This window comes from Variovorax sp. GW821-FHT09D04 (genome assembly GCF_059416405.1).
Genome location: NZ_JBWKPA010000013.1, coordinates 1 through 18,782 on the forward strand (window position 1 = coordinate 1; position 18,782 = coordinate 18,782).

The 18,782-nt window shown below is 68.0% G+C and carries 18 protein-coding genes; 15 read left to right on the plus strand and 3 right to left on the minus strand.

The window, feature by feature from the left end; translation table 11 throughout:
* The 10 genes from AC07O4_RS28075 to xylB form a co-directional block, all read left to right on the plus strand.
* A partial coding sequence (locus tag AC07O4_RS28075; protein ID WP_495306245.1) for an extracellular solute-binding protein occupies positions 1 to 612 on the plus strand: 612 nt, incomplete at its 5' end.
* A gap of 58 nt (positions 613 to 670) precedes the next feature.
* Positions 671 to 1,528: a carbohydrate ABC transporter permease gene (locus tag AC07O4_RS28080; RefSeq protein WP_062472670.1), complete on the plus strand. Its 858-nt coding sequence runs from the start codon at positions 671 to 673 to the stop codon at positions 1,526 to 1,528.
* Between the two features lie 10 nt (positions 1,529 to 1,538).
* The gene (locus AC07O4_RS28085) at positions 1,539 to 2,363 is read left to right on the plus strand and encodes a carbohydrate ABC transporter permease (RefSeq protein ID WP_495306246.1); all 825 of its coding nucleotides are present in this window, start codon (positions 1,539 to 1,541) and stop codon (positions 2,361 to 2,363) included.
* Between the two features lie 17 nt (positions 2,364 to 2,380).
* A complete protein-coding gene (locus tag AC07O4_RS28090; protein ID WP_070059983.1) occupies positions 2,381 to 3,418 on the plus strand; it encodes an ABC transporter ATP-binding protein in 1,038 nt (345 codons plus the stop codon).
* A 90-nt stretch (positions 3,419 to 3,508) separates the two neighbouring features.
* On the plus strand, positions 3,509 to 4,888 hold the full coding sequence (gene dalD / locus AC07O4_RS28095; RefSeq protein ID WP_495306286.1) for a D-arabinitol 4-dehydrogenase: 1,380 nt from the start codon (positions 3,509 to 3,511) through the stop codon (positions 4,886 to 4,888).
* Positions 4,885 to 5,673, plus strand: a complete 789-nt coding sequence (locus AC07O4_RS28100) for an L-iditol 2-dehydrogenase (RefSeq protein WP_095948299.1) — start codon at positions 4,885 to 4,887, stop codon at positions 5,671 to 5,673. Before dalD ends, AC07O4_RS28100 begins: the two co-directional genes overlap by 4 nt.
* Before the next feature lie 26 nt (positions 5,674 to 5,699).
* Complete coding sequence (locus tag AC07O4_RS28105; RefSeq protein ID WP_495306247.1) at positions 5,700 to 6,371, plus strand: transaldolase family protein; 672 nt, start codon at positions 5,700 to 5,702, stop codon at positions 6,369 to 6,371.
* A 23-nt stretch (positions 6,372 to 6,394) separates the two neighbouring features.
* Positions 6,395 to 7,363 carry a carbohydrate kinase family protein gene (locus tag AC07O4_RS28110; RefSeq protein WP_495306248.1) on the plus strand — a complete coding sequence of 323 codons (969 nt, stop codon included), beginning with the start codon at positions 6,395 to 6,397 and terminating at the stop codon, positions 7,361 to 7,363.
* Positions 7,364 to 7,378: 15 nt separating this feature from the next.
* Positions 7,379 to 8,320: an AraC family transcriptional regulator gene (locus AC07O4_RS28115; protein ID WP_070059980.1), complete on the plus strand. Its 942-nt coding sequence runs from the start codon at positions 7,379 to 7,381 to the stop codon at positions 8,318 to 8,320.
* A 52-nt stretch (positions 8,321 to 8,372) separates the two neighbouring features.
* Positions 8,373 to 9,839 carry a xylulokinase gene (gene xylB / locus AC07O4_RS28120; RefSeq protein WP_495306249.1) on the plus strand — a complete coding sequence of 489 codons (1,467 nt, stop codon included), beginning with the start codon at positions 8,373 to 8,375 and terminating at the stop codon, positions 9,837 to 9,839.
* Between the two features lie 71 nt (positions 9,840 to 9,910).
* Here xylB and groL read toward each other — a convergent pair whose 3' ends face one another.
* Both groL and AC07O4_RS28130 read right to left on the minus strand, forming a co-directional pair.
* A complete protein-coding gene (groL, locus tag AC07O4_RS28125) occupies positions 9,911 to 11,566 on the minus strand; it encodes a chaperonin GroEL (RefSeq protein ID WP_042579049.1) in 1,656 nt (551 codons plus the stop codon).
* 55 nt (positions 11,567 to 11,621) lie between these two features.
* Positions 11,622 to 11,912, minus strand: coding sequence for a co-chaperone GroES (locus AC07O4_RS28130; protein ID WP_056572926.1), 291 nt, complete (start codon positions 11,910 to 11,912; stop codon positions 11,622 to 11,624).
* A 376-nt stretch (positions 11,913 to 12,288) separates the two neighbouring features.
* Between AC07O4_RS28130 and AC07O4_RS28135 the strand changes: the two genes are divergently transcribed.
* Together AC07O4_RS28135 and AC07O4_RS28140 are read left to right on the plus strand one after the other, a co-directional pair.
* Positions 12,289 to 12,780, plus strand: coding sequence for a cupredoxin domain-containing protein (locus AC07O4_RS28135; protein WP_495306250.1), 492 nt, complete (start codon positions 12,289 to 12,291; stop codon positions 12,778 to 12,780).
* A 155-nt stretch (positions 12,781 to 12,935) separates the two neighbouring features.
* Complete coding sequence (locus tag AC07O4_RS28140) at positions 12,936 to 15,158, plus strand: copper-transporting P-type ATPase (RefSeq protein WP_495306251.1); 2,223 nt, start codon at positions 12,936 to 12,938, stop codon at positions 15,156 to 15,158.
* On the opposite strand, the gene AC07O4_RS28145 is transcribed toward AC07O4_RS28140, so the two are convergent.
* The gene (locus tag AC07O4_RS28145) at positions 15,139 to 16,074 is read right to left on the minus strand and encodes a LysR substrate-binding domain-containing protein (RefSeq protein WP_070059966.1); all 936 of its coding nucleotides are present in this window, start codon (positions 16,072 to 16,074) and stop codon (positions 15,139 to 15,141) included. The genes AC07O4_RS28140 and AC07O4_RS28145 overlap by 20 nt on opposite strands.
* 97 nt (positions 16,075 to 16,171) lie before the next feature.
* Here AC07O4_RS28145 and AC07O4_RS28150 point away from each other — a divergent pair, with 97 nt between their 5' ends.
* Genes AC07O4_RS28150 through AC07O4_RS28160 form a run of 3 tightly spaced genes read left to right on the plus strand, consistent with a single transcriptional unit; the run spans position 16,172 to position 18,754 of the window.
* Entirely contained in the window at positions 16,172 to 16,624 is a 453-nt protein-coding gene (locus AC07O4_RS28150; protein ID WP_495306252.1) for a hypothetical protein, read from the plus strand.
* 8 nt (positions 16,625 to 16,632) lie between these two features.
* On the plus strand, positions 16,633 to 17,805 hold the full coding sequence (locus AC07O4_RS28155; RefSeq protein WP_495306253.1) for a trans-sulfuration enzyme family protein: 1,173 nt from the start codon (positions 16,633 to 16,635) through the stop codon (positions 17,803 to 17,805).
* A gap of 22 nt (positions 17,806 to 17,827) precedes the next feature.
* Positions 17,828 to 18,754 (plus strand): transporter substrate-binding domain-containing protein, encoded by a 927-nt coding sequence (locus AC07O4_RS28160; RefSeq protein WP_495306254.1) that lies wholly within the window; start codon positions 17,828 to 17,830, stop codon positions 18,752 to 18,754.
* The last annotated feature ends 28 nt before the right edge of the window (positions 18,755 to 18,782 follow it).

The window sequence follows — 18,782 nt, forward strand, 5'->3', positions numbered from 1 at the left end:
GGCCCGCCGGGCGCCTCGGCCAACAGCTTCAACGAGAACCTCGCGCTCTTCAACGAAGGCAAGTGCGGCATGTGGGTGGACGCGACCATCGCGGCCTCGTTCATCAGCGACCCCAAGCAGTCGAAGGTGGCCGACAAGGTGGCCTTCGCGCAGGCCCCGGTGGCCGTGACGCCCAAGGGCGCCAACTGGCTGTGGACCTGGAACCTGGCCATTCCCGCCAGCTCGACCAAGGGCGCCGCCGCCCAGACCTTCGTGAAGTGGGCGACCTCCAAGGAGTACGTCAACCTCGTCGCCAAGGAGCACGGCTGGGGCACGGTGCCCACCGGCACGCGCAAGTCGACCTACGCGAACCCCGAGTTCCAGAAGGTCGCCAAGTTCGCCGCCGCCGAGAAGAAGGCCATCGACAGCGCCAACCTCAGCGACAGCACCTTGCCGAAGTCGCCGTACGTCGGCGTGCAGTACGCGGCCATTCCCGAGTTCCAGGCCATCGGCGTGGCGGTGGGCCAGCAGATGAGCGCGGCACTGTCGGGCAAGGTCACGGTCGACCAGGCGCTGAAGACCTCGCAGCTCGCTGCGGAACGCGAAATGAAGAAAGCGGGCTACTACAAGTAAGCCGCGCTTCTTCCCCTCTCCCCACGGGGAGAGGGCCGCAGCCTGAGAGGAACAGACCATGAAAAGACTCCTGCCCCGCGCCCTGATGGCGCCCGCCGTGCTCACGCTCTTCCTCTGGATGATCGTGCCGCTGCTGATGACGTTGTACTTCTCGTTCGTGAACTACAACCTCATGCAGCCCGGCGAACGCACGTTCGCGGGCCTCGAGAACTTTCACTACTTCGTCACCGACCCCGACTTCTGGCCGGCCACGTGGAACACGCTGCTGCTGATCGGCAGCGTCATCGTCATCACGGTGGTGTTCGGCGTGCTGCTCGCGTTGTTGGTGAACGAACCCTTCCCGGGCCGCGGCATCGTGCGCGTGCTGCTGATCTCGCCGTTCTTCGTCATGCCCGCAGTGAATGCGCTGCTGTGGAAGCACATGATGATGAACCCCATCTACGGCATCCTGGCCGATGTGTGGCGCTTCTTCGGCGCGCAGCCGGTCGACTGGCTCACCGACGTGCCGCTGTTCTCCGTGATCATCATGGTGGCCTGGCAGTGGCTGCCCTTCGCCTGCCTGATCTTCATCACCTCGCTGCAGTCGCTGGACCGCGAGCAGATGGAAGCCGCGCGCATGGACGGCGCCAGTTCGTTCCAGCGCTTCTTCTATCTCACCATTCCGCACCTGGGCCGCCCGATGGCCGTGGTGATCATGATCGAGATGATCTTCCTGCTCAGCGTGTTCGCCGAGATCGCCATCACCACCAACGGCGGCCCGGGCAACGAGAGCACGAACATGACCTACATGATCTTCAAGCAGTCGCTCATGAACTTCGACGTAGGCGTGGCCTCCGCGGGTGCGCTGTTCGCGGTGGTGCTGGCCAACATCGTCGCGGTGTTCCTGATCCGCATCATCGGCAAGAACCTCGATTGAAGGAACGACCATGCAACCCAGCAACTTCCTTCCCCAGCTGCTGCGCACCGTCGGTGCGTGGGCCGTGGCGCTGCTTCTGTTCTTCCCGCTAGGCTGGCTGTTCCTCACGGCCTTCAAGACGGAGCTGCAGGCGATCCACGTGCCGCCGCTGTTCATCTTCGACCCCACGCTCGACAACTTCGGCGAGGTGCAGCGCCGCAGCGACTACCTGCTGTACGCGCGCAATTCGCTGATCACCAGCCTGGGCTCGACCATCCTGGGCCTCCTGATCGCCGCGCCCGCCGCGTACTCGATGGCGTTCTTTCGCACGAAGAAGACGCGCGACATCCTCATGTGGATGCTCTCCACCAAGATGATGCCGGCCGTCGGCGCGCTGGTGCCGATCTACGTGCTGGCGCAGACCGCCGGCATGCTGGACTCGCTCACCGCGCTCACCATCGTGTTCACGCTGTCGAACCTGCCGATCATGGTGTGGATGCTCTACAGCGCCTACAAGGACATTCCGAACGAGATCCTCGAAGCCGCACGCATGGACGGCGCGAGCCTGTGGACCGAGTTCCGCCACGTCGTGATGCCGCTGTCGGTGGGCGGGCTCGCATCGACCGGCCTCCTGTGCCTGGTGCTGAGCTGGAACGAGGCCTTCTGGGCATTGAACCTCACCTCCGCCAAGGCCGGCACGCTGGCCACGCTCATCGCCTCGTACTCCAGCCCCGAAGGCCTGTTCTGGGCCAAGTTGTCGGCCGCCTCGCTGATGGCCATCGCGCCCATCGTCGTGTTCGGCTGGTTCAGCCAGAAGCAACTGGTGCAAGGCCTGACCTTCGGCGCCGTCAAGTAAAGAAAGGGAGACATCTCATGGCCTACCTCGAACTCAAGAACATCAAGAAGAGCTTTGGCGACGTGCACATCATCAAGGGCGTCGACCTGCAGATCCAGAAGGGCGAGTTCATCGTCTTCGTCGGGCCTTCGGGCTGCGGCAAGTCGACGCTGCTGCGGCTGATCGCGGGGCTCGAGCCGATCACCAGCGGCAACCTGCTGCTCGACAGCAAGGACATCACCTGGACGCCTTCGGGCAAGCGCGACCTGGCAATGGTGTTCCAGAGCTACGCGCTGTACCCGCACATGAGCGTGTACGACAACATGTCCTTCGCGCTGAAGCTCGCGGGCGTGGCCAAGGACGAGATCAAGACCAAGGTCGAGTACGCGGCCAAGACGCTGAACCTCACGCAGTACCTGGACCGCACGCCGAAGGACCTGTCGGGCGGCCAGCGCCAGCGCGTGGCCATCGGGCGCGCGATCGTGCGTGCGCCCAAGGTGTTTCTCTTCGACGAGCCGCTGTCGAACCTCGATGCGGCGCTGCGCGGCAACACGCGCGTCGAGATCCACAAGCTGCACCGCGCGCTCGGCGCCACCACCATCTACGTCACGCACGACCAGGTCGAGGCCATGACGCTGGCCGACCGCGTGGTGGTGCTGAAAGACGGGCTCATCGAGCAGGTCGGCACGCCGCTGGAGCTGTACGACCGCCCCGCCAACCAGTTCGTCGCGCAGTTCATCGGCATGCCGTCGATGAACATGGTGGCGGCGAGCGCGATCCCGAGTTTTTCCGCCGCCACCGGCGGGCGCCTGCCGAGCGACGGCTTCCTGGGCGTGCGCCCCGAAGGCCTGCGCGTGCATCCGAAGCAGGGCGCGGCCGCCGGCGTGCCGGGCCGTGTCGAGCTCATCGAGGCGCTGGGCGCCGACACGCTGATCCACGTGGACGTGGGCGGCGTGCCGCTCATCGCGCGCCAGAACGAACGCACGCCGCTGCAGGCCGGCGACGACGTGGCGGTCGAGCTCGACCCGTCCGTGCTGCACCTGTTCAGCCGCGAAGGCCGCGCCGTCGCCGCCTGATTCGACGCCCCTCACTTTCAACGGACCTTCCCCGTGACCCTCGCAGCAGCGGGCCTCGTGCCCACCCCACCGGCGCCTTCGGAATTCACGGTGCTTCACCTCGGCCTCGGCTCGTTCCACCGCGCCCACCAGGCCGTCTACCTGCAGCGGCTGATCGATGCGGGCGACACCCGCTGGTCGCTGTCGGGCGCCAACATCCGGCCCGACATGGCCGAGGTCGTCGCGGCGTTGCAGGCCCAGGGCGGGCGCTACACGCTCGAGACCGTGTCGCCGGCCGGCGAGTACCGCTATGAGCAGATCGAAGCCATCCGCGAGGTGCTGCCGTACGAGCCCTCGCTGGCCCCGGTGATCGCGCGCGGCGCGGCGCCGTCCACGCGCATCGTCTCCTTCACGGTGACCGAGGCGGGCTACTACCTCGACACCAAGGGCAAGCTCGACCTGTCGTTCACCGACCTCGCGGCTGACATCGAACGCGCACGGCGCGGCGAGGCCGGCGAGACGATCTACGGCGCGGTCTGCGCGATCCTGCGGGCACGGCGCGCCGCGCAGGCGGGCCCCGTGACGCTGCTGAACTGCGACAACCTGCGCCACAACGGCGACCGCTTTCGCGCGGGCCTGCTCGAATTCATCGCGCTCGTCGGCGACGCGCCGCTGCAGGCCTGGGTCGATGCCAACACCCGCTGCCCGAACGCGATGGTCGACCGCATCACGCCGCGCCCGCCGCCCGAGCTGCGCGCGCGCGTGAGCGCCGCCACGGGCCGCGACGACGGCGCGGCGGTCACGGGCGAGAGCTTCATCCAGTGGGTGATCGAAGACGACTTCATTGCCGGCCGGCCCGACTGGGGGCGCGTGGGCGTCGAGCTGGTCGAATCGGTGCAGCCTTACGAAGAGGCCAAGATCCGCATCCTCAACGCCACGCACAGCTGCATCGCCTGGGCGGGCACGCTGGCGGGGCTGGGCTTCATCCACGAAGGCACGCACGACGCGGCCATCCGCCGCATGGCCTTCGACTACGTGACCGACGACGTCATTCCATGCCTGAGCCCGAGCCCGATCGACCTCGCGGCCTACCGCGACGTGGTGCTCGACCGCTTCGGCAACCCTGCGATCCGCGACACCAACCAGCGCGTGGCGGCCGACGGCTTCTCGAAGATCCCGGGCTTCATCGCGCCGACCGTGCGCGAGCGCCTGGCAGCCGGGCAGGGCATCTACAGCGTGGCGATGCTGCCCGCGCTGTTCCTCGCGTTCCTGCAGCGCTGGCACCGGGGCGCGCTGCCCTATGCCTACCAGGACCAGAGCATGGACGACGCCGCCGCGCACGCCATCTGCGACGCGGCCGACCCCGTGGCGGCGCTGTGTGCCGATGCCGGGCTGTGGGGCAGCCTCGCGGGCGATGCGCGCTTGGTCGATGCGGTGCGCCGTGCTGGTGCGCGCGTGGCGCGCTTCATCGAAGAGAAGGCTGCACCATGAGCGGCCGCTTGCAGGACCGCCATGTGCTGTTGACCGGCGCGGGCGGCGGCATCGGCCTGGCGGTCGCCGAGGCCTGCATCGCCGAGGGCGCGCGCTGCAGCGTGATCGACCGCGCGACCGCCGCACCCGAGGCCGTGCGCGTGCTGCAGCAAGCCCATCCCGACGCGCTCGCCTACATCGCGGCCGACGTGACCGACACGCGGGCCATCGCGCACATGCTGGCCGAGGCACAGGTCGCCTTCGGCCCCATCCACACGCTGTTCAACAACGCCGCCGTGTTCGACCTCGCGCCGCTGCTCGACAGCGACGAGGCCTCGTTCGACAAGCTCTTCGCGGTCAACGTGAAGGGCATGTTCTTCGTCATGCAGGCCGTGCTGCGCCACATGGTCGAGGCCGGCACGCCGGGCGCGTCGGTCATCAACATGGCCTCGCAGGCCGGGCGCCGCGGCGAGGCGCTGGTGTCGCACTACTGCGCGACCAAGGCGGCCGTCATCAGCTACACGCAGAGCGCCGCGCTGGCCATGGCGCCGCACGGCATCCGCGTCAACGGCATCGCCCCCGGTGTGGTCGACACGCCGATGTGGGACCATGTCGACAGCCTGTTTGCCAAAGCCGAGGGGCTGGCGCCGGGCGAGAAGAAGCGGCGTGTCGGCCTCGCCGTGCCGCTCGGGCGCATGGGCGTGCCGGGCGACATTGCCGGGGCGGCGGTGTTTCTCGCCAGCGACGAGGCGCGCTACATCACGGCGCAGACCCTCAATGTCGACGGCGGCAATGTCATGAGTTGAACCCTACCTTCCTTCCGCATTTCTGCATGAACGACGACTTCCACCTGTACCTCGACAGCGCCGACCTGGCCGAGCTGCAGGCCTGCCTGCCGCATCCGGTGGTGCACGGCGTGACGACCAACCCGACGCTGCTGCAACGCGCCGGCGTCGGGCGTGCTTACGTCCCGGATCTGCTGAAACGCTGCATCGATCTGGGCGCGCGCCAGGTGCAGGCCCAGGTGTATTCGAGCGAGGTCGACGGCATGCTGGAAGACGCCGCCGTCCTGCTGCCGCAGTTCGACCCCGGCCAGCTCGTCATCAAGATTCCCGCCACGCGCCAGGGCCTGGACGCCGGTGCGCGGCTCATCGCCCAGGGCGTGCCCGTCACCTGGACCGCCGTGTACGCGCCCGAGCAGGCGCACTTCGCCGCGCAGCTGGGCGCGGCCTATGCGGCGCCGTACCTCGGCCGGCTCGAAGACGCCGGCATCGACGGGCTGGCGCTCATCGCGCAGATGCAGTCGCTGGTGGCGCAACGGCCTTCGCCGGGTACGCGGCTGCTGGTGGCGAGCATCCGTTCGCGCGCGGCCTACCTGGCGCTGCTGGGGTTGGGCGTGGGCGCCATCACCATTCCGCCGCGCCTCTTTGCCGAGCTGCTCGACCATCCCGCCACCCTGGCTGCCGAAGCGGGTTTCCTGGCCGACGCCCGCGCCTTGCCCTGACAGAAGAAGAAAATCCAAGCACCATGCGCATTGCACTCACGGGCGAGGCCCTGATCGATTTCACCGCCGGCGAAGGCGGCACTCTGGCGTTCCTCGGCCATGAAGGCGGCTCGCCGCTGAACACGGCCGTGGCCTGTGCACGGCTTGGACAGCCGACCGGCTTTCTCACGCAGCTGTCCACCGACCTGTTCGGCGAGCGGCTGATGGCCTTTCTCGAACGCAACGGCGTCGACACCCGGCTCATCCTGCGCAGCGACGCGCCGTCGACGCTGGCGTTCGTGGAGCGCACGCCGCAGACCAATCGCTACGCCTTCTACACAAGCGGCAGCGCCGACGCCACCTGGGCGCCCGAGCCGCTGCCGCAGCTGCCCGCGGAATGCCGCTTCCTGCACTTCGGCTCGATCTCGCTGCTGCAGGAGCCGGCGTCGTCGCGCATCGCCGACCTCGTGGCCGCCCACACGGGGCGCTGCGTGATCGTGTTCGATCCCAACGTGCGGCCCAGCCTGATCCCGAACATGGCCGCCTACCGCGCCCGCGTCAGCGAGTGGTTCGCCATGGCCGACCTGGTCAAGCTCAGCGACGAAGACGCCGCGCTGCTCGCCCCCGGGCGACCGGTCGATGCGCTCGCGGCCGAGTGCCTCACGGCCGGCGCGCGCGCCGTGGTCGTCACGCGCGGCGGCGCCGGTGCCACGCTGTGGCGCACCGGCAGCGCGCCGCTCACCGTGGCCGCGCCGCGCGTCGAGGTGGTCGACACCATCGGCGCGGGCGACACCTTCACCGCCGGGCTGTCCGTGGCGCTGCTGGCGCATGGCGTCGAGCATCCGGCGCAACTGGCCGAGCTCGGCGACGACGCCTGGCGCGCCGTGATGCGCTTTGCCGCCACCGCCGCGGCCCTGAACTGCACCCGCGAGGGCGCCGATCCACCGACGCTGGAAGCCGTTCGCACGGCGCTTTCGCAGGAAGACAACGAGGCCGTCGCTTCCCGGCCCTGATCGATCCGTGCCGCCATGACCACGACCACCCGCAAACGCGCGATCCCTCGCCAACGCCAACCCGAGCTGGAGCGCGACTTCGCGCGCTCCCCGTCGCTGGGCTACGAGGCCCCGGAAGAAACCGGCCTGGTGCGCTGTCTCGCGCACGGCTTTCCGAGCCCGCTGGTGCGATGGCACTTCCATGAAGACTACGAGCTGCACCTGATCACCGAGACCTCGGGCAAGGCCTTCATCGGCGACTGGATCGGACCGTTCCAGCCCGGGCATCTCGTGCTGTGCGGGCCGCGCCTGCCGCACAACTGGATCTCGCTGGACGTGCCCGAAGAAGGCGCGGCCGGGCGCGACCGCGTGATCCAGTTCCGCCACGAGCCCATCGAGCGCGCAGCCGCTGAGATTCCCGAACTGCGCGACGTGATGCCGCTGCTCGACCGCGCGCGCCACGGCATCGAGTTCTTCGGCATGTCGGAACAGGCGCTGGCGCACTGGGACGCCATCAAGGCCGCGCGCGGCGTGCGCCGCCTGGGCCTGTTCTGCGAGTTCATGGCCGACCTGGCGCAGTGCACCGACTACCGGCTGCTGTCGAGCGTGCAGATGCAGGGCGTGCAGGGCAGCGACGGCGATGCGCAGGTCGACCAGATCAACGACATCGTGAACCGCATCACCAACAACATGACCGACTCGATCTCGATGTCGGACGTGGCCGCCGAGCTGGGCATGAGCGAGAGCCGCTTCAGCCGCTTCTTCCGCCGCTCGACCGGCAACAGCTTCACCGACTTCGTGAACCGCGTGCGCATCAACAGCGCCTGCCACCTGCTGATGCAGACCGACCACTACGTGACCGACATCTGCTACCAGGTGGGCTTCAACAACGTGGCGAACTTCAACCGGCGCTTTCTCGAAATCAAGGGCATGACGCCGAGCGAGTTCAGGCGCCAGGCCGACACGCGCTTCGGCTGACTTCTTTCAAGGCGAACGCGCCCGCTCCGAAGGCGCCATCAGGGAGACCATCTTGTATCTGGGACTCGACCTCGGCACGTCCGAGCTCAAGGCATTGCTGCTCGCGGACGATCACCGCATCGTCGGCGTGGCACGCGCGCCGCTCACGGTCGACCGGCCGCAGCCGCTGTGGTCGGAACAGGCACCCGCCCAATGGTGGCGGGCGCTCGAGGCCGTCATGGCCGAACTGCGCACCACGCATGCCGAGGCGTTGTCGCAGGTGCGCGCCATCGGCCTCTCGGGCCAGATGCACGGCGCCACGCTGCTCGACGCGGCGGGCGAGGTGCTGCGCCCGGCCATCCTCTGGAACGACGGCCGCAGCGGTGCGCAGTGCGAGGCGCTCACGCGCGCCGTGCCGCGCCTGGGCGAGATCGCGGGCAACCTCGCGATGCCCGGCTTCACCGCGCCCAAGCTGCTGTGGGTGCGCGAGCACGAGCCCGAGGTCTTCGCCCGCGTGGCGCGCGTGCTGCTGCCCAAGGACTGGCTGCGCTTCATGCTCAGCGGCGAGGCGGTCAGCGAGATGTCCGACGCGGCCGGCACGCTCTGGCTCGACGTGGGCGCGCGCGACTGGTCCGACGAACTGCTCGCCGCCACGGGGCTCACGCGCGATCACATGCCGCGGCTGGTCGAGGGCAGTGAAGTCTCCGCGCTGCTCAAGCCGGAACTGGCGGCGCGCTGGGGATTGCGCGACGGCGTGAAGATCGCCGGCGGCGCGGGCGACAACGCCGCCAGCGCGGTCGGCATGGGGCTCGTCGAGCCGGGGCAGGGCTTCGTCTCGCTCGGCACCTCGGGCGTGGTGTTCGTCTCGACCGACCGCTTTTTGCCGAACCCCGCGCAGGCGATGCACGCCTTCTGCCACGCGCTGCCCAGGCGCTGGCACCAGATGTCGGTGATGCTCTCGGCCGCCAGCGCGGTGAGCTGGGCGGCGAAGACCTTCAAGTTCGCGGACGAGGCGGCGTTGCTCGAAGCCGCGGCGTCGGTCGCGCTGGCGGACCGGGCGCGCTGCCCGCTGTTCCTGCCGTACCTGTCGGGCGAGCGTTCGCCACACAACAACCCGAATGCGCAAGGGGTGCTGTTCGGCCTCACGCATGCGCATGGCCCGGCGGAGATCGCCTATGCCGTGGTCGAGGGCGTGAGCTTCGGTTTGCGCGATGGCTTCGACACGCTGCGCCTGCCGGCCGACATGCCGCTGCGCGAAGTCGCGCTCGTGGGTGGGGGGGCGCGCAGTGTGTGGTGGGGGCAGTTGCTGGCCGACATCTTCCAAGTCGAGCTCACGCTCTACGCAGGCAGCGAGACGGGCGGGGCGCTCGGCGCGGCGCGCCTAGCGTGGCTGGCCGATGGGGGCGAGGTCGCCGAGGTGTGCACGCTGCCGCCGGTGAAGCAGACGCTGGAGCCTTCATCCGAAGGAGCCGATGGACACAAGACGCGGCATGCGCGGTTCCAAGTGCTGTACATGGCGCTGCGCGACCAGTTCCGCTGAACCTTCCGCACAAAGAAAAAGGGCCGCTTGCGCGGCCCTTTTTACTTTGGTGAGCAGAGCTCAGCCGGGCATTACATGCCCATGCCGCCCATGCCGCCCATGCCACCCATGTCGGGCATGCCACCGCCGCCGGCGCCGGACTCGTCCTTGGGTGCGTCAGCAACCATGGCTTCGGTCGTCAGCAGCAGCGAGGACACCGAAGCGGCGTTCTGCAGTGCGGTGCGGGTGACCTTCGTCGGGTCCAGGATGCCCAGCTCGAGCATGTCGCCGTACGTGTCGTTCGCAGCGTTGAAGCCGTAGTTGCCCTTGCCGGCCAGCACAGCGTTCACCACCACCGAGGCTTCGCCGCCGGCGTTGTTCACGATTTCGCGCAGGGGCGCTTCGATGGCCTTCAGCACCAGCTTGATGCCGGCTTCTTGATCAGCGTTGTCGCCCTTGACCGACTCGCCCACGGCTTGCTTGGCACGCAGCAGCGCCACGCCGCCGCCAGCCACAACGCCTTCTTCCACTGCAGCGCGGGTGGCGTGCAGGGCGTCTTCGACGCGAGCCTTCTTTTCCTTCATTTCGACTTCGGTGGCAGCGCCAACCTTGATCACTGCCACGCCGCCGGCCAGCTTGGCCACGCGCTCTTGCAGCTTTTCACGGTCGTAGTCGCTGGTCGCTTCTTCGATCTGAACGCGCACTTGCTTCACGCGGGCTTCGATGTCACCAGCAGCGCCAGCGCCGTCGATGATGATCGTGTTTTCCTTGCCCACTTCGATGCGCTTGGCTTGACCCAGGTCGGCCAGCGTCACCTTTTCGAGCGTCAGGCCCACTTCTTCAGCGATGACCTTGCCGCCCGTCAGGATGGCGATGTCTTCCAGCATGGCCTTGCGGCGGTCGCCGAAGCCAGGAGCCTTCACAGCCACGACCTTCAGGATGCCGCGGATCGTGTTCACGACCAGCGTCGCCAGGGCTTCGCCTTCGACTTCTTCGGCAATGATCAGCAGCGGACGGCCCGCCTTGGCGACTTGCTCCAGCACGGGCAGCAGGTCACGGATGTTGCTGATCTTCTTGTCGAACAGCAGCACGAAGGGGTTGTCGAGCAGCGCCGATTGCTTCTCGGGGTTGTTGATGAAGTAGGGCGACAGGTAGCCGCGGTCGAACTGCATGCCTTCGACGACGTCGAGTTCGCTGTCCAGCGACTTGCCGTCTTCCACGGTGATCACGCCTTCCTTGCCGACCTTGTCCATCGCGTCAGCGATGAGCTTGCCGATGGTTTCGTCGCTGTTGGCCGAGATGGAGCCGACTTGCGCGATTTCCTTCGAGGTGGTGGTGGGCTTGGAAGCCTTCTTCAGCTCGGCGACCAGGGCCGTGACAGCCTTGTCGATGCCGCGCTTCAGGTCCATCGGGTTCATGCCGGCAGCCACCAGCTTGAAACCTTCGCGAACGATGGCTTGTGCCAGGACCGTGGCGGTCGTGGTGCCGTCACCAGCGTTGTCGCTGGTCTTGGAGGCCACTTCCTTCACGAGCTGGGCGCCCATGTTCTGCAGCTTGTCCTTGAGTTCGATTTCCTTGGCCACGGACACACCGTCCTTGGTCACGGTGGGGGCGCCGAACGAACGCTCGAGCACCACGTTGCGGCCCTTGGGGCCCAGGGTCACTTTGACTGCGTTGGCCAGGATGTTGACACCCTCGACCATGCGTGCGCGGGCTTCGCCGCCGAAGACTACGTCTTTTGCTGCCATGATGAATTAACTCCGAATGGATTGGATTGGATGGGATCGAAAGGGAGGAGAAGAATTACTTCTCGACGACTGCGAACAGGTCGTCTTCCTTCATCACGAGCAGTTCGTCGCCATCGACCTTGACGGTCTGGCCGCTGTACTTGCCGAACAGGACGCGGTCGCCGACCTTGACGGTCAGTGCGGCCAGTTCGCCCTTGTCGTTGCGCTTGCCCGGGCCCACGGCCAGGACTTCACCCTGATCGGGCTTTTCGGCGGCTGCGTCGGGGATGACGATGCCGGAGGCGGTCTTGGTTTCGCTGTCAACACGCTTGACGATCACGCGATCGGCCAAAGGACGAAGTTTCATTGCATCTCCTGGAGGGTAAGAAACGGGTTTGTTTGTGGTCGGGCGCCGGAGAAACCGGCGACCTGTCGACTGGATGGGAGGGCTGTTAGCACTCGTCAGCAGCGAGTGCTAATCATAAGGGCATTCGATGACCTTTCAAGGGCGGCGCCCTTGCCGCCGTTTGGCACCGCCGGGCTTTTCCGGGGAAACACCGGGTGGCCGGGTGCCTTCGGCCGGGAAGCTTTGAGATATTTTGCCCGGGCAAAATAAGACCGTGCCCATGTCGCCGATGCACAGAGGTCGAACGCGCAGATTGCTTTTTTGTAATCCGGGTGATCGGTGGTGGACGGGCTTGGCTTCCTAGAGTCGCGGCATCCCGGCAACCTCCAAGGACACCATGACACACACCTTCCGCAACACCGTTTTCGCTGCAGGAGCCGCACTGGCCGCTGCCGGCGCGTTCGCCTCGGGCACCCACGCCGGTGGCCACGGCCACGATGCCGCAGCCGCCGTCGGCAAGCCCGGCGTGGCCGCCAAGGTGACGCGCACGGTCCAGGTCGACATGACGGACTCGATGCGCTTCACGCCGGCGGACATCAAGGTCAAGCAGGGCGAGACGGTACGCTTCGTCGTCAAGAACTCCGGCGTCCTGAAGCACGAGCTCGTGCTCGGGACCGAGAAGGCGCTGCTGGCGCACTACGAGGCCATGAAGAAGAACCCCGAGATGGAGCACGCCGATCCGAACATGGTCACGCTGGCTGCGGGCAAGACCGGCGAGATCGTCTGGCAGTTCACCCAGGCCGGCAAGGTCGACTTCGGCTGCCTGCAGCCGGGCCACTACGACGCCGGAATGAAGGGCGCGGTGCTGGTGGGCAAGGCCGGCAAGTGAGCGTCATGCGCACGCGTCTTTCACGCGCCGGCCGCCATGCCGGCGCTTTTTCTTCAAGGGTATCGCGCGACAGGGCTTGACCTTCACATCGTGTCAATCTGGACACTGATCGCTTCCCCCTCAAGGGCTTCCCCCTTTCCTGTCGGAGAACGCGAATGAACGACACGTCCACCAGGCACGCAGGACACCCCCACGGTCATCACGGCCACCACGATCACCACGCATCGCACGGGCATGCGCCCGCGGGCCCTGCGCAGCCCGCCGCGCAAGGCACGGTCTACACCTGCCCCATGCACCCGGAGATCCGGCAGGACCATCCCGGCAACTGCCCCAAGTGCGGCATGACGCTGGAGCCCGAGATGCCGACCCTCGACGAGGGTGAAGACCCCGAGCTGAAAGACTTCAAGCGGCGCTTCTTCTGGACGCTGCCGCTCAGCGTTGTCGTCACCGTGCTCGCCATGGCCGGCCACCGCCTGCAGTGGTTCGAGATGGGCACGCAAAGCTGGATCGAGCTCGTGCTCAGCGTGCCGATCGTGCTGTGGGCCGGGTGGCCGTTCTTTGTGCGCGCGGTGCAGTCGGTGGCGAACCGCAGCCCGAACATGTGGACCCTGATCGGCCTGGGCACGGCCGCCGCCTTTGTCTACAGCGTCGTGGCCACGGTGGCGCCCGGCGTGTTCCCCGCGTCGTTCGTGTCGATGGGGCGCGTGTCGGTCTACTTCGAAGCGGCGGCGGTGATCATTTCGCTCACCTTGCTGGGCCAGATCCTCGAGCTCAAGGCGCGCTCGCAAACCTCCGCGGCGATCAAGTCGCTGCTGGGGCTCGCGCCCAAGACAGCACGCCGGATCGGCGCCGACGGCACCGAGGAAGACGTGCCCATCGGCCACGTGCATGTCGGCGACAAGCTGCGCGTGCGCCCCGGAGAGAAGGTGCCGGTGGACGGCGTGGTGATCGAAGGCGGCAGCGCGGTCGACGAGTCGATGCTCACCGGCGAGCCGCTGCCCGTGACCAAGCGCGTGGGCGACAAGCTCATCGGCGCGACGCTCAACACCAACGGCGCCCTCGTCATGCAGTCGGAAAAGGTCGGCTCGCAGACCGTGCTCGCGAGCATCGTGCAGATGGTCGCGCAAGCCCAGCGCTCGCGCGCGCCGATGCAGCGGATGGCCGACCAGGTCGCCGGCTACTTCGTGATGACGGTGATCGCCATCGCGGTGCTGACCTTTTTCGCCTGGGGGTTCTTCGGGCCGCAGCCCAGCTGGGTCTACGGCCTCATCAATGCCGTGGCGGTGCTCATCATTGCCTGCCCCTGTGCGCTCGGCCTCGCGACGCCGATGTCGGTCATGGTCGCCACGGGCAAGGCGGCCACGCAGGGCGTGCTGTTCCGCGATGCCGCCGCGATCGAGAACTTCCGCAAGGTCGATGCGCTCATCGTCGACAAGACCGGCACCTTGACGGAAGGCCGGCCGCAGTTCGAGCGCGCGGTGCCTGCGCCGGGCTTCACCGCCGACGAGGTGCTGCGCCTGGCGGCCAGCCTGGACCAGGGCAGCGAGCACCCGCTGGCCGACGCCATCGTGCGGGCGGCGCGCGAGCGCCAGCTGGCGCTGGACACGCCCGAGGGTTTCGAATCCAGCAGCGGCATCGGCGTGAGCGGTGGCGTGGCCGGCAGGAAGCTGGCGCTCGGCAACACGGCGCTCATGGAACAGCTGCGCGTGCGGGTCGACGACCTCAAGCCGCAGGCCGAGGCCCTGCGGGCCGAGGGCGCGAGTGTCATGTTCCTGGCGGTGGACGGCCAGGCGGCCGGCCTGCTCGCGGTGTCGGACCCGATCAAGCCCACCACGCTGGAGGCGCTGGCCGCGCTCAAGGCCTCGGGCCTGCGGGTCATCATGGCCACCGGCGACGGGCTGACCACGGCCCGGGCCGTCGCCGCGAAGCTGGGCATCGACGAGGTGCACGGCGAAGTGAAGCCCGCCGACAAGCTCGCGCTGGTCGACAGGCTGCAGCGCGAGGGCCGCATCGTCGCGATGGCCGGCGACGGCATCAACGACGCGCCCGCGCTCGCCAAGGCCGACGTCGGCGTGGCGATGGGCACCGGCACCGATGTCGCGATGAACAGCGCCCAGGTGACGCTGGTCAAGGGCGACTTGCGCGGCATCGCGCAGGCGCGCGTGATCTCCGAGCAGACCATCGCCAACATGAAGCAGAACCTCGGCTTCGCCTTCCTCTACAACGCGCTGGGCGTGCCGCTGGCCGCGGGCGTGCTGTTCCCGTTCACGGGCTGGTTGCTGTCGCCGATGATCGCGGCGCTGGCCATGAGCCTGAGCTCGGCCTCGGTGATCACCAATGCCTTGCGCCTGCGCGGCGCTACCTGGCGCGAGGCTTGAGAAGGCCCGCCAGGGCCTTCTGGTCTTCGGCCAGCTGGATGCGCATGAGCTGGAGCACGCGCACCGCCAGGCCGGACAGCGGCTGTCCCGGCGGCAGCACCAGCAGGCCCGCGAAGGACACCTCCAGCGACAGCGGGCGCACGGCCAGGCCGCGCTGCGCGTACTCCAGCGCGGTGACCGGGTTGACGACGCCGATGCCCATGCCGCTCAGGGCCATCTCGCACACACTGGCCGCGTAAGGGGTCTCGACCAGCACGCTCAGCGCGACGTTGCAGTCCGCCAGGGCCCGCTCCAGGCGGCGCCGGGACGCATCTTCCGGGTTGAGCGCGAGGAAGGGCTCTTCGGCGAGTTGATGCGGCTGGATGGTCCTGGCGCGGGCCAGCCGGTGCTTCGCATGCATCACCACCACGCCCGGAAAGCGCGCGAATTCGGAGTGCTCCAGGCCCGTCGTCGGCATCTCGTCGGCCATCAGCCCGAAGTCGACCTGGCGCCCCAGCACGGCCTCGTGCACCTCCCGCGAACTGAGCACCTGCAGCGAAATCTGCGGACGGGCGTCGGCATCGCCGCGCTCGGCCACCAGCCGCGACAGCACCCGCGGCACGAAGCTCAGGCCGAAGGCCGGGTACACCGCCATGCGCAGCGTGTTGACGCCGAAGCGCTTGAGGCTGCGCATGCGGTGCTCGATGCTGCTCAAGCCCACGAAGACGCGCTCGACCTCGGCCAGCAAGGCCTGCGCTTCGGGCGTCGGATGCAGGCGGCCGCGCAGCCGGCGGAACAGGGGAAAGCCTGCGGCTTCCTCCAGCCTGCGCAGCGACTGGCTGATGGCCGGCTGCGTCACGCCCAGCAGCGCCGCCGCCTTGCTCGCGGAGCCCACGGACATCACGGAACGGAACACCTCGATCTCTCGGAGCAACATATAACAACCGCTTATGGAGAAAGAATTTCGGGCGCGATCCGGATTATCTCCAGCGTCCTAGAGTTGGTGTCTTCAGCCACTTCCCGAAAGACGCGAGATGAACCTTCGAACAGCGCTTGCAGTGACGGTCCTGGCGTGTGCGATGCCCGCATGGGCGCACGACTTTTCCAGCGACGTCGCCAGGTTCCAGACCCTCGCGGCCACCCGCAAGCCCGACAGCCCGCAGGCGGTGGCCGCCAAGCTGGCGCTGGAGCGGGCGCAGGGCGAGATGGAGCAGTCGGACGTGAAGATGCTGCTGCGCATCCGCGCCATGACCAACGCCGGCCTCCGTGCCATCGGCGAGCAACCGGCCTTGCTCACCAGCGAGTACAAGCGCCTAGAGGCGGCGCTGGCCAACCCGAAGACGCAGGACCCGGCCCGGATCGCCACCGCCCGCGAAACCTTCACCCGCCTGGGCGTGGAGATGAAGGTCTACACCGACCTCGAAACCATGGCCGTCGAGCAGATGAAGCACGCGCTGCAGCTCATCGAATCGGCCCCCGCGAACTGACTCCCATCGTGAACCCATCCATTTCCCATCCCGGCGCGTCCCCTGCGGACGCTGCCTTCGCCAGCCTGGCGCCGCCGGTGTGGCGCGCCTCCACGGTCGTCTTCGACTCGCTCGACGATTTCGTGCACCGCCGCACCCGCCTGCCGGACGGCTTCAGCTACGGCACGACGGGCACGCCGACGCAGCGTGCCCTGGAGGCGCGCATCGCCGAGCTGGACGGCGCCGCCCACGGCATCGTCTTTCCCTCCGGACAGGCGGCCATCTGCGGCGTGCTGCTCGCGCTGCTCAAGCAGGGCGACCACCTCTTGATGACCGATGCCGCCTACGGTCTGGCCAAGTCCTTCGCCGTCGAGCGGCTGCAGGCGCTGGGCATCGAGGTCGAGTTCTATGCGCCGCGCATCGGCGCGGGCATCGAGCGCCTCGTGCGCCCGAACACGCGGCTCATCTGGCTGGAGTCGCCCGGCACGGTGACGATGGAAGTCGAGGACGTGCCGGCGATCACCGCCGTGGCGCGGGCCCGTGGCGTGCTGACCGCCATCGACAACACCTGGGCGAGCCCGCTGGGCTTTGCCGCGCTGGCGCATGGCGTCGACCTGTGCGTTCACGCATGCACCAAGTACATGGGCGGCCATTCCGACGTGCTGATGGGCAGCGTCACCACCCAGGACGAAGGCCTGTACCGGTCCTTGCGCGGCCTGCAGTCGCTGATGGGGCTGGCCGTGAGCCCGGAGGACTGCTTCCTGGTGGCCCGGGGCCTGGACACGATGCAGGTGCGCATGGAGCGCCAGGCCGCCAGCGCGCGCCTGATCGCCGGGCAACTCGCCGCGCACCGCCTCGTGCGCCGGATGCTCTTTCCGGCGCTGCCCGGCGCGCCGGACCATGCGCTGTGGGCGCGCGATTTCGCGCAGCCCGGCTGCGTGATGTCGCTGCAGCTCGTGGACTGCCCCTACGACGCCTACCGGGCGCTGTTCGCCGGCCTGAAGCGCTTTGCCATCGGCGCCAGCTGGGGCGGCGTGCGCAGCATCGCGGCCTTCTACCCGGCGGAGGAACTCGCCAGGCGCAATTTCTGCGACGTCGAAGGCCCGGTCATCCGCCTGTCGATCGGCCTGGACGACCCCGAGGCCCTGCGCGACGAGCTGCTCGGCGCGCTGGACGCCTGCGCCACGCGTTTCGACCTCTGACCCCCGACACCTGGAGCCCGCGATGACTTTCAAGCCGACCCTTCACGCCGCGTCGACCCGTTCCTTCCTCGCCATGGCCGGCCTCGCGCTGTGCGCCGGCGTCGCCGCGCAGACCGCGCCGCCGCTGGACGGCACGCTCAAGAAGATCAAGGACACCGGGGCGATCACGGTGGCCACGCGCGGCGCCTCCATCCCGTTCAACTACCTGGACGACCACAACAAGCAGGCCGGCTTCGCCTGGGAAATCTCGCAGCGCGTGGTCGCCCAGGTGAAGAAGGACCTGCAGCTCGCCCGGCTGGAGGTCAAGACCCTGGAAGTCACGCCGCAGACGCGCATTCCGCTGGTGGCCAACCAGACGGTCGACCTGGAGTGCAGCTCGACCACCAACAACGCCGAGCGGCAGAACCAGGTGTCGTTCTCGACGACCTTCTTCGTCGTGGGCGCGCGGCTGCTGGTGCGCAAGAACTCCGGCATCAAGCACTGGGCCGACCTCGTGGGCAAGAACGTCGTGGTCAGCGCGGGCACCACGGCGGAGCGCATGCTGCGGCAGCTCAACGAGAAGAACAAGTGGGGCATCCAGATCATCCTGGCCAAGGACATCAACGAGAACTTCCTGACCGTGGAGACGGGGCGCGCGGTGGCCGCGACGCAGGACGACATCATTCTGTTCAGCAACATCGCCCGCGCCAGGAACCCGGCGGACTGGGAGGTGGTCGGCGTGCCGCAGCAGAAGGAGGCCTACGGTTGCATGCTGCGCAAGGGCGACGCGGCGTTCAAGAAGCTCGTCGACGGCGTGATCACCGGGATGATGCGATCGGGCGAGTTCACCGCGTTGTACGAGAAGTACTTCCTCAAGCCCATCGCGGTGAAGGGCAGCGTGACGGTCAACTTCCCGATGTCGCCCGACATGCAGGAACTCGTGCGCCATCCGAGCGACCAGCCGCTGTAAGGCGCGGACGCGGCCACCCCTTCACGAA